The sequence below is a fragment of the Streptomyces durbertensis genome (genome assembly GCF_014156695.1).
In the GTDB taxonomy this organism is placed as follows: domain Bacteria; phylum Actinomycetota; class Actinomycetes; order Streptomycetales; family Streptomycetaceae; genus Streptomyces; species Streptomyces durbertensis.
In genome coordinates this window covers 20,906-31,315 of the sequence record NZ_WMLF01000011.1, presented here as the reverse complement: position 1 = coordinate 31,315, position 10,410 = coordinate 20,906, and the positions used below count along the sequence as shown (strand labels likewise).

Annotated in this window: 11 protein-coding genes; 4 read left to right on the top strand and 7 right to left on the bottom strand. The window is 75.5% G+C overall.

The genetic code is table 11. The features are described 5' to 3' along the window. Nucleotides 1–2,072: helicase-associated domain-containing protein (locus GL263_RS01705; RefSeq protein ID WP_182853719.1), on the bottom strand; the 2,072-nt coding region annotated here is incomplete at its 3' end. Between the two features lie 127 nt (nucleotides 2,073–2,199). On the opposite strand from GL263_RS01705, the gene GL263_RS01700 reads away from it, so the two are divergent. Beyond that, nucleotides 2,200–3,225, top strand: a complete 1,026-nt coding sequence (locus tag GL263_RS01700) for a hypothetical protein (protein ID WP_182853718.1) — start codon at nucleotides 2,200–2,202, stop codon at nucleotides 3,223–3,225. 207 nt (nucleotides 3,226–3,432) lie between these two features. Here the strand turns inward: GL263_RS01700 and GL263_RS01695 are convergent, their stop codons facing one another. After that, entirely contained in the window at nucleotides 3,433–3,846 is a 414-nt protein-coding gene (locus GL263_RS01695) for a YunG family protein (protein WP_182853717.1), read from the bottom strand. Nucleotides 3,847–3,952: 106 nt separating this feature from the next. Between GL263_RS01695 and GL263_RS01690 the strand changes: the two genes are divergently transcribed. Beyond that, complete coding sequence (locus GL263_RS01690) at nucleotides 3,953–4,624, top strand: HAD family hydrolase (protein ID WP_182853716.1); 672 nt, start codon at nucleotides 3,953–3,955, stop codon at nucleotides 4,622–4,624. Nucleotides 4,625–4,647: 23 nt separating this feature from the next. Here GL263_RS01690 and GL263_RS01685 read toward each other — a convergent pair whose 3' ends face one another. Then, nucleotides 4,648–4,860 (bottom strand): hypothetical protein, encoded by a 213-nt coding sequence (locus GL263_RS01685; RefSeq protein ID WP_182853725.1) that lies wholly within the window; start codon nucleotides 4,858–4,860, stop codon nucleotides 4,648–4,650. Between the two features lie 309 nt (nucleotides 4,861–5,169). Here GL263_RS01685 and GL263_RS28995 point away from each other — a divergent pair, with 309 nt between their 5' ends. Beyond that, complete coding sequence (locus tag GL263_RS28995; protein WP_182853715.1) at nucleotides 5,170–5,553, top strand: cold-shock protein; 384 nt, start codon at nucleotides 5,170–5,172, stop codon at nucleotides 5,551–5,553. 22 nt (nucleotides 5,554–5,575) lie between these two features. On the opposite strand, the gene GL263_RS01675 is transcribed toward GL263_RS28995, so the two are convergent. From GL263_RS01675 to GL263_RS01660, 4 genes are all read right to left on the bottom strand, one after another. Beyond that, nucleotides 5,576–6,469 carry a 1,4-dihydroxy-6-naphtoate synthase gene (locus GL263_RS01675; RefSeq protein WP_323379205.1) on the bottom strand — a complete coding sequence of 298 codons (894 nt, stop codon included), beginning with the start codon at nucleotides 6,467–6,469 and terminating at the stop codon, nucleotides 5,576–5,578. Continuing rightward, on the bottom strand, nucleotides 6,466–7,167 hold the full coding sequence (locus GL263_RS01670) for a futalosine hydrolase (RefSeq protein ID WP_182853714.1): 702 nt from the start codon (nucleotides 7,165–7,167) through the stop codon (nucleotides 6,466–6,468). The genes GL263_RS01675 and GL263_RS01670 overlap by 4 nt, the downstream gene beginning before the upstream one ends. A gap of 85 nt (nucleotides 7,168–7,252) precedes the next feature. Next, nucleotides 7,253–7,747 (bottom strand): DUF2771 domain-containing protein, encoded by a 495-nt coding sequence (locus GL263_RS01665; protein ID WP_182853713.1) that lies wholly within the window; start codon nucleotides 7,745–7,747, stop codon nucleotides 7,253–7,255. A gap of 26 nt (nucleotides 7,748–7,773) precedes the next feature. After that, entirely contained in the window at nucleotides 7,774–9,177 is a 1,404-nt protein-coding gene (locus tag GL263_RS01660; protein ID WP_438947898.1) for an MFS transporter, read from the bottom strand. A gap of 237 nt (nucleotides 9,178–9,414) precedes the next feature. Between GL263_RS01660 and GL263_RS01655 the strand changes: the two genes are divergently transcribed. Continuing rightward, on the top strand, nucleotides 9,415–10,305 hold the full coding sequence (locus GL263_RS01655; RefSeq protein ID WP_182853712.1) for a DUF3027 domain-containing protein: 891 nt from the start codon (nucleotides 9,415–9,417) through the stop codon (nucleotides 10,303–10,305). Nucleotides 10,306–10,410: the final 105 nt, after the last annotated feature.

The window sequence follows — 10,410 nt, the reverse complement described above, 5'->3', positions numbered from 1 at the left end:
GGCCGGGGCGGGCCGTCCGGCACCGGCTCGGGCGCGGACCTGCGCGGGGTGCGGTGACCGGCCGGCCCGGCCAGCAGGACCTCGCCGGTCGCGGACTCCGCCGCCGGCGCGTAGCCCATGTCCCGCAGCCTGGCCAGCAGCACCGCCGGCTCGACCTGCGAAGCCAGCACGGTCGGCGCGAGCAGCCGCAGCCGCAGCGGCTCCGCCCGCCTGTCGGCCAGGATCTCGGTCAGCAGCGCGTCGTCCTCGCAGCGGACGTACGCGGAGGCCGCGCCCACCCGCAGCCGGCCGTGCTTGCGGGCCACGTCGTCGACGAGGTAGGCGAGCGGCTGCGGCACCGGAGTGCGGGAGTGCGCCGCGAGGAAGTTGTGCAGCTCGGCCGCCGTCCGGCCGGTGTCCAGCGCGCGGCGCACCGACGCGGACGTGAACCGGTACACCGTGGCCCCGCCCTTCGACTCGATCTCCGCCAGCACCTCGAGCGTCTCGGCGAGCGGACGCTTCAGCGGCCCGGGCGCGACCGCCGTCAGATCCGCCTGGAGCAGCACGTGGTCCAGCGGCTCGGGCAGCAGCGGACCCAGCGCGGCCGCCGCCTTCTCGACGTCGGTGAGCGCCTGCCGCCGGTCGCCGGAGGTCAGCGCGCGGGCGAACGAGGCGAGCGCGCCGCGGCCGGTGACACCGAGCAGTTCCGCCTCCTCCAGGGTCGCCGCGCACACCCGCTGCCGCAGCTGGTCGGAGGCCCGCAGCGGGCGCTCCCAGCGCAGCCGCTCGGCGACCGCCTCCACGTCCGGGACCGCGCCCGCGGGAAGTTCCGCGAGAAGTGTCAGCACCCGGTGGCGGAACGTGGGCGCGGCCGTACGGTCCAGGCCGGGACCGAGCGCCGCCAACGTGCGGCCCTTGGCGTCCCGGCCGCCGACCAGCGCGGCGACCCGGGTGGCCGGCAGCCAGGCGGCGACCAGCGTCGCCCAGCGGCGGGACGCCGGCAGGTCACGCCACTCGTCGAAGTACGGCGTCGGCGCGTACCGCTCGTCCGCCTCCCCGTCGGAGGCGACCAGCCCGACCGCGTACGCCAGCTCGGCCCAGAACGCCGTCTGCGACTCCGGCAGCTCCAGCGCGGACGCCGTCCGTGCCAGCTCCCGCACCCCCAGCCCGCCCGCGCGCAGCACCGGCGGCGCCGCGCGGGACCACTCCTTGAGCAGCTCCTCCACCGTCGACAGGGCGGTCAGCGCCTGGCCCGCGGCGGCCGCGTCCACCGACGCGGCCGGGAACTCCCGCCGGACCGGGACGCCCGGCGGCGTCGGCTCCAGACGGCGGTGCGCCCGACCGTCCCGCAGATGCAGCGCCACCTCGCGCGGCAGGACCACCGTGCGCGGGCCCGCCTGGAGCAGCAGCGCCCGGTCGAGCAGCCAGCGCACCGGAGCCGAAGGCGTCGTCGAGATCTCCCCGTACGGCGGCCCCCACACCAGCTTCTCCAGCATCGCCGTGGCGGCGGCCGGCGCCCGCTCCAGCAGGTCCGCGAGCCGGTCACGGTCGGTGAACAGCTCCCTGAGCGCCGCCAGCGCGCTGACCGGGTCGGCCGTCGTCGGCAACCCGGCGTCCGCCAGGATCTCCTGGAGCCTGGCGGGCGACATGCCGGCCGCCGCCTCCGACAGCGAGGGCCCGAGACCCGTCGGCGACGGCTGGGAGGGGCCCGGCGCCAGCACCTCACGCGCCGTGCGCACCAGCCGCAGCCGGTCGTCCCCTCCCCACAGCACCGCCCGGGCCCGCAGCGCCGCCAGCGCCTCCGGCAGCCGCTCCCCACCACCGGGCAGCAGCGCGGCCAACGCCTCGACCGGGCACGGGTCCGTGGCCACCGCGAGCGCCTGCGCGGTCTGGAGGGCGAACTGGTCCAGCCCCTCCAACGCGCGGGACACCGAGGCCCGGGTGCCGGCGCGGGTGGCGAGCTGCGTCAGGTCGGCGGGGACCGGGGAGAGCAGGTCCGGCCGTACCCGCAGCAGTTCCGCCAGGCGCTCGTCGGGCCAGGACCGCAGTTCGTCGGCGAGGGTGCGTCGAGGCACGCCGGTCTCGCTGGTCATTCGCCCCACACTAGACGTTCCCCCGCTTCCCGGTCCCTGTCGGTCGGGCACACCGGCCGGCGGTACGGGCACGCGGCGCAGCCGGTGGGCGGGCCAACCGGCTTGCCGCGCGGTACCGTTGCCGACCGTGGGGATCGAGACCGAGCAGCTTGTACTGGACTACCTCAGCCGCGTCGGGGACCTCGCGCACGCGACCTCGATGACCGCCGCCGAGCGGGCCAGACTCGTCACGGGTCTGCGCTCCACCATCGACGCCGAGCGGGCCAGGACGGACGGCGGCGCCTCCTCGCCGGCCGCCGTCCGCAAGATCCTCAAGGGGCTGGGCAGACCGGAGGAGATCGTCTCCGCCGCCGCGCGCGGCGGCGGCTCACTGGTCCCCGGCCCCCGCGCGCAGGACGCGAGGGAGACGTCCGACCCGGCCGGACGCACCGGCTCGGGATCATCCGACGGGGAGCCCGAGGGCACGTCCGGACGCGGCCTGGCCGACGCCGGCACGCCCCCGCACCTGGCCGGGATGGACGAACTGAGCCCCGCCGAGTCCGACCCGACCTGGTGGCGGTCCGGTCCCGACCCGTACGCGCCCGCCTCCCCGGGCGGCGACGTGGGCGGCTTTGTCGGCGGCATCGAGATCCCCGAGATGCTGCGCCCGCCGCCCAAGCCCGGCGAGCCGGCGCCGCCCGGGCTGCCGGGAGTGCCAGGGCAGGCCGGGGCCCCGGCGGAGGAGGCCGCCGCCGAGAGCGAGGCGCCGGCCGCGAAGCCGGGGCTGCTGCGCCGCCTGCGGCTGCGCGGCGGCGCCCCCGGCGGCGGCGGGCCGAGGATCGGCGGGGTGGTCGAACTCGCCGCCGTCCTGGCCCTGGTGGCCGGCGCGGTGCTCGGCAACGTGCTCGTCCTGGGAGCCGGCTGGCTGCTGGCGTGGTGGTCGCCGCGGCTGACCAGACCGGAGGCGAAGTGGGCGGCCGCCGGCCTGCCCGGCACGGTGGCGCTGGGGGCCGTGATCTGGCTGTGGGGCCGGATGGACGGCCGCTGGGGCGAGCCCGTCGCCGAGGGCGCGATGGAGGAGGCGCTGCGGGAGACCTACCCGTGGGTGCTGCGGCTCGCGGCGGCCGCCAGCGCCGCCTTCCTCCTCTGGCGCTCCCGACGCCCCCGCGCCTGAGCGGGCCGGCGGACACCGGTGTCCGGCGCCAACCTGCTGGCGCCGGGCTGCTTGCCGTGGGCGTGCCCGCCCGCCGGCGCCGCCGGCTTCGGAGACGGCATGGGCTGGCGGCCTTGCGCCGGCCGGGCACGGGGTGCCGCACACCAGGGCGTGCCGGCACCGTGGCTCTGCGTGTTGAGTGTGGCCGGTGGCCGGCGCGGGCTCGGCTCAGGCGGCCGGAGCCGGTATGCGGCCGAGGTGGGCCGTGACGCGGTCGCGCAGTGCCAGGTACTCGTCCCAGCGGCGCAGCGGGCCCGGCGGACGGGTCACCGTCCGGGCACCGCGAACCGTCTCGCCGCGGCGGAACTGCTCGCGGGTCAGATCCAGCTCCGCCCCGCTGGGCAGCCGGTTCCACCAGTGGAAGCCGCGCTGCTCCGCGCCCAGGAACACCTCGCCGACGACCAGGTCCCCGCCGAACAGGTCGTTGACTATCAGGGCCGTGATGTCGCAGTGGCCCCAGGAGGGGTTGTCGGCGGACCACGGGATGCGGGTGATGTCGTCCGGTGAGCAGGTGTCGGCCGCCCAGCTCGCGCGCAGCGCCCGGTCGAGGTCGAGGAGGCTCCATGGTGGGGTGGTGGTCATGGCGCAAGCGTGGCAGCCGCCACTGACAACGGCGGAGAACCGGCGTCGCGCAGGGGCGTGCAGCGGCCCCGGGCGCGGCTGACCGCCGACGGGCGGCGCTGCGAGAATGGCGGGCATGTGTGCCGCCGCGCTTCCGATGACGGTCGGGTTCGACCTCGACATGACCCTGATCGACTCCCGCCCCGGTATCCGGGCGACCTACGAGGCGTTGGCCGTCGAGACGGGCGTCGCCGTCGACGCGGAGCTGGCGGTGTCCCGGCTCGGTCCGCCGCTGGAGCACGAGCTGGCGCACTGGTTCGCGGCGGAGCACATACCGGAGATGGTGGTGCGCTACCGCGCGCTGTACGAGGTGCACGCCTTCCGGCCGACGCTGCCGATGCCGGGAGCCCTGGCGGCGCTGGCCGCGCTGCGTGAGGCCGGCGGCCGCTCGCTGGTGGTGACGGCGAAGAACGAACCGCACGCCCGGACGCACCTCGAGCACCTGGGCATGCGGGCGGACGCGGTCGCCGGCTCGCTGTGGGCGGAGGCGAAGGCCGAGGCGCTGCGCGAGCACGGCGCGACCGCCCTCGTCGGCGACCACGTCGGGGACGTGCGCGGCGCCCGGGCGGCCGGCGTGACGGCCGTCGCGGTGGCGACGGGACCGTGTGACGAGGCGGAGCTGCGGGCCGCCGGCGCCGACGTCGTCCTGCCCGACCTGCACGCCTTCGAGGCGTGGCTGCGCGAGGGCGTGCAGGACCCGCGGGCCGTCGCGGACGGCCCGCGGGTCGCCACGGGCTGACGGGGAGCGTCGACCGGAAGCTGTCAGCTTTGCGCGGTCGTACGCGTGTGGCGGCGCTGGTCGAAGACCGCGCGCAGCAGCCCGGCGCCCGCGAGCGCGAAGCCCGCGCCCATCAGCATCGAGACGAAGTACGCCGTCGGCGGGAACGGTTCGGTGCCGATGAAGAAGGGGACAAACGTCACCAGCGTGGCGAGCGCGCCGATGACAAAGACGATCCCTCCCGCCCTGACGAGCAGGTCGCCCGGCCGGCGCCCGTCGGCGTCGGCGCGCGCGGCGGGCCCGGTCGGCCCGGTCGGCTCGGAGCGGAAATCGGCTGACAGGCGGGGTGCTTCCCCGGACACTGGTGTATTGCTCACCGGTCCAGGGTAGGCCGGGGGCAGGTACGACGCCGTAGCGGGCGGGGGCGTCTTGTCACCGGCCGCTGGGAGATTAATCTTGGAGGCGGCGGGTCATCGGACCCGCTGTCCTGTTATTCAGGGCAGACCAAGGCCGGATCGCGAGGACGCGGTCCGGCTTTCCGGACGAGTACGAGGACGAGGACAGACGTGCCTACCGGCAAGGTCAAGTGGTTCAACAGTGAGAAGGGCTTCGGCTTTCTCTCCCGCGACGACGGCGGTGACGTCTTCGTGCACTCGTCGGTGTTGCCCAGCGGGGTGGAGTCGCTGAAGCCGGGACAGCGCGTGGAGTTCGGGGTCGTCGCCGGTCAGCGGGGTGACCAGGCGCTTTCGTTGACGCTGCTGGACCCGGCCCCGTCGGTGGCGGCCGCGCAGCGGCGCAAGCCGGACGAGCTGGCCTCGATCGTCCAGGATCTGACCACACTGCTGGACGGCGTGTCCCAGCAGTTGGAGCGGGGGCGCTACCCGGACAAGGCCCAGGGCTCGAAGATCGCCGGGATGCTCCGCGCGGTCGCCGACCAGCTGGACGTCTGAGCCGGGGCGGCCCGGTCCGGTCTCATTCGGAGGCGGTGGTCGTCCACGGCGGCAGCAGCGCGTCGGGGCCGAGGGGCGGTACGAGCCCCTCGGCCGCCGCGCGGGTCAGCAGCCCGCGCACGGCCGCGTAGCCGCTCTCGCCGAGGTCGGCGGTGAACTCGTTCACGTACAGGCCGATGTGCTGTTCGGCGACGGCGCGGTCCAGCTCCTGGGCGTTCTCCCGGACGTACGCGGCCGAGGCGTGCGGGTCGTCCCAGGCCGCCCGTACCGAGGCGCGCGCGGCGTCGGCGAGCGCGGCGAGCCGGTCGGCGCCGAGGGAGCGCCTGGCGATGATCGCGCCGAGCGGGATGGGCAGACCGGTGGTCTCCTCCCAGTGCTCACCCATGTCGGCGAGTTCGTGCAGCCCGAACCGGTGGTACGTGAACCGCGCCTCGTGGATCACCAGACCGGCGTCGACCCGGCCGTCCCGCACGGCGGGCATGATCTCGTGGAACGGCAGCACCACGATCTCCCCGACGTCGCCGGGCACCTCCTGGGCGGCCCAGAGCCGGAAGAGCAGGTACGCCGTGGACCGCTCGCTCGGCACGGCGACCGTGCGGCCGGTGAGGGAGACGCCGGGCTCGCGGGTGAGCACCAGGGGCCCGCAGCCGCGGCCGAGCGCCCCGCCGCACGGCAGCAGCGCGAAGTCCTCCAGCACCCACGGCAGCACCGCGTACGACACCTTCAGCACGTCGAACGGGCACTGCTCGCCCTGTTCGGCGAGCCCGTTGGTGACGTCGATGTCGGCGAGCGTCACCTCGAGCGGGGGAGCGCCCGGTACCAGCCCGTGCGTCCAGGCGTGGAAGACGAACGTGTCGTTCGGGCAGGGCGAGTAGGCGATCCGCAGCGCGTCGCCGGACACCGGCTGGTCGGTCACGTCGGCTCACCCTCCCGCCAGTCCGCCAGGACCGGCATGATCTTCGTGAAGACGTCGGAAAGCTCCTCCAGCGCGTCGTGGACGCGCCAGGCGGCCCGGTCCCGGGGGCCGACGGGGTTGGAGACGGTGCGGATCTCCAGCGTCGGCAGCCGGAGCGCGGTGGCCGCCTCCGCCACCCCGAAGCCCTCCATGGCCTCGCCGACCGCGCCGGGGTGGCGGGCGGCCAGTTCGGCGGCCCGCTCGGCGGTGCCGGTGGTGGTGGAGACGGTCAGCACGGGGCCGAGTGCGGCGTCCGCCGCCTTCGCGACCGCGCCGGCCAGCGCGAGCGGCACGGGGTGGCGGTCGGTACCGAAGCCGAGTTCGGTGAGCGAGGCGAAGCCGTCGTGGGTCTGCGCGCCCAGGTCCGCGGCGATGATCGCGGTGGCCACCAGCGGCCCACCGGTGTGCGGCGCGAAGCCGCCGCCGATGCCGGCGGAGACCACCAGCCCGAAGGGCCGGCCGTCACGTTCGGCGAGGGCCAGCGCCCGGGCGGTGCCGGCGGCCGCCGCGGCGGGGCCGACACCGGCGGCCACCACCTCCACGTCAGCCGAGCCGTCAGCCGAGCCGTCCGCCTGGCCGCCCGGTGGTCCGGCGAGCCGGCAGCCGCGCGTCACCGCCTCCCGTTCGGCCGGGACGGCGGTGACTACAAGGACGCGCATGCGGCGGCTTCCTGTCCGGGACGCGGCGGTCGGCTCGGCGGTGCTGGCTCGGCGTGGGCTTCGGCGTGTCGGCCCGGGGTGCGGCTCAGCTGTCCTTGACGAGGGTGAAGTGCCACATGCCGAAGAAGCCCTGCGGCTCCTTCTTGCCGGCGGAGTTCACCTGCGCGATGACCAGTTCGGTCTCGTCCGGCAGGGCGCTCCACCGCAGCTGCGAGCCGTCGAAGGTCTTGTACGTGTCGGTGGTGGGGTCCAGCAGCGGCTGGTTGGCCAGGAACACCTGCCAGCCCTTCTCCGCGATCTCCGTGTCCACGCCGAATCGCAGGACCTCGTCCTCGCTGAACGTGATCTTCCGCTTGCTGCCGCTCTTCGCGCACCTCTCCACGTCCTTCTCGGAGAGCTTCTCGCCGTCGTTCCAGCAGCTCGCCTGCGAGGTGACGGAGTTGGTGCCGATGGTGACCGTGGCCACCGGCGTCGGCTTCTCGCAGCCGCTGAGGGCGGCCAGGGCGCAGACGGTCGCGCCGGCGGCAAGGGCGGTGCGGGCACTACGGCGGAACCGGCCCGAGGAGAGCATGCTCGTCATGCGGGCAATCTATCCTCCGTCGCCGGTCAGGCGACGCGCGGGTGCGGTGTGCCGCGCCGGGCGGCCGTCAGCAGCGCCCTGATGGTCGCCACCGTACCGGCGGCCACGATCAGCGCGGCGATCGACAGGCCCAGCGTGCCGAACAGCGGCAGCGAGATCCCCACCGCGCCGCCGACCACCCAGGACATCTGCATCAGCGTCTCCGAACGGGCGAACGCCGACGGCCGGACGAGTTCCGGTACGTCCCGCTGGATCAGCGCGTCCAGCGACAGCTTGCCCAGTGCCTGGCACAGTCCGGCGGTGCCGGCCAGCACGGCCACCGCGACCGTGGTGTGCAGCAGCGCGGCGCCCACGGCCACGGTCAGCGTCAGCAGCATCACCACCACGATGTTCACCTCGGGCGCCCGCCCCTTCAGCCAGGCGCCGACCACCGTGCCCAGCGCGTTGCCCGCGCCGGCCGCGACCACCACCAGACCGAGGGAGAACGCCGCCGTCATCCCCGGGAACGGGTGCTCGCGCAGCAGGAACGCCAGGAAGAAGGTGAGGAAGCCGGACAGCATCCGCACGTGCGCGTTCGCGATCAGGGCGTTGAGCACCGACACGCCGACCGTGAGCAGCCCGGGCCGCTTCTCCGCGCGACGGCCGTGGCCCGGGGTGTGCCGCACCAGCCACGGCTCGGGTTCGCCGGCCGCCGCGGAGAGCCTGGCCCGCCGCTCTCCCTTCGCGGAGTCCACCGAGTGGGGGAGCGTGAACGACAGGAAGGTGCCGAGGACAAACACCGCCATCGCCGCGAACAGCGGCCACTGCGGCCCGAGCTGGTGCAGCCCGGCGCCGATCGGCGCGGCCAGACCGGTGGCGATCAGCCCGGCCAGCGTCACCCGGCTGTTGGCCTTCACGAGGGAGATACGCGGAGGCAGCAGTCTGGGCACCACCGCCGAACGCACCACCCCGTACGCCTTGGACGCCACCAGCACGCCCAGCGCCTCCGGATACAGCTCAAGACCGCCGGTGGCGACCGCGCCGGCCAGGGCCAGCGCCAGCAGCGCCCGGGCCAGCATGGCCCCGGCCATCGCCGCCCGCCGCCCGTGCGGCAGCCGGTCGAGCAGCGGGCCGATGACCGGGGCGAGCAGGACAAAGGGCGCCATCGTGATCGCCAGGTACAGCGCCACCCGGCCGCGCGCCTCGGCGGTCGGCACCGAGAAGAAGATCGTCGAAGCCAGCGAGATGGTGATGAGCATGTCGCCCGCCGAGTTCACCGCGTGCAGCTCGATCAGCTTGCCGAGACCGCTCTCACCGGCCCCCTGGGCGTGCGTCGCCTTTCGGACCTTTCGGGCGACGGCGGCCGAGGGCCGGTGGACGGCGCGCCCGAGGGCCCGAACCAGGCCCCTCGGCCGTCCGGGCCCCCGATCCGACAGCGGTGTGGCGCCCACAGCGTTCAGTGTGCCCCAGTGGTCACGCGTTGACCCGCAACTTGGGCGGCCCGGCCCGGCCGTGCCGGTCCTCCCGTGGGGTAGCGTGGGAGTGCAGTGCGTCTCGCATGGTCCTTCATACGGAAGGTGGGCGTCGCAGCGGTCCAGCGGTCCGCTCCGTCCCCGCGTCAGGCCAGGGAACGGCGGCGGCGCACGCGCGAGACGGCGTAGGAGAAAACGATTCTTGTGAGTGCTGCGATGCGAAGGCGTACCCCGGACCGGCTGTGCGCCGAGGCGGTCGAACTCGCGCGGGAGGCCGCCGAGGAGGCGGCCTGGCCGGGCAAGCCGGGCGACTACCTGGGCGCCACCGCCGACGACGACCGGGTCGTGACCCACTTCTTCGAGTGCCACGACCCCGGGTACCGGGGCTGGCGCTGGGCGGTGACGGTCGCCCGGGCGTCGCGCGCCAAGACGGTCACCCTCGACGAGGCGGTGCTGCTGCCGGGCCCCGGTTCGCTGCTGGCCCCGGAATGGGTGCCGTGGAGCGAGCGGCTGCGCCCCGGCGACCTCGGCCCCGGCGACCTGCTGCCGACCGAGCCGGAGGACCTGCGGCTCGAACCCGGCTACTCCGGCGAGGACGAGCCGCCGCCGAACTCCCTCCTCGCCGAGGAGCGCGCCACCACGGCGCCGATGCCGCCGCCGGCGGACGCCGCCCGCGCCACCGACACGACCCCCGCCGGGGAGGCGGGGCCGGCCGGCCCGCCCGCGCGCACCGAGGTGCCGCGCATCGCCGAGATCGGTGCCGTCGCCGACGAACTGGGCATGCGCCGCGCCCGCGTCCTGTCCCGGCTCGGTCTCCAGCTCGCCGCCGAGCGCTGGGAGGAGAGCTTCGGCCCGCGCACGCTCATGGCCCAGTCCGCCCCCGCCACCTGCGTCAGCTGCGGGTTCTGCGTGCCGCTCGCCGGCTCGCTGCGGCAGGCGTTCGGTGTGTGCGCCAACGAGGTCTCGCCGGCGGACGGCCGGGTCGTCGCGCTCGACTACGGCTGCGGCGGCCACTCCGAGGCGGCCGTCATGCCCGCCCCGATCCGCCCCTCCGACCCGGTCCTCGACGAGAACCGCGTCGACGCGCTCGAACTCCACGAGGACTAGCGTCCGGCCGGGGCTACGAGGAGGAGCGGCCGTCCGGGGCCCGATGCGCCCCGGACGGCCGAGTAGCGGGCCTGGTCACCGGGGCCCGCCGCGGAGCGGTACCGT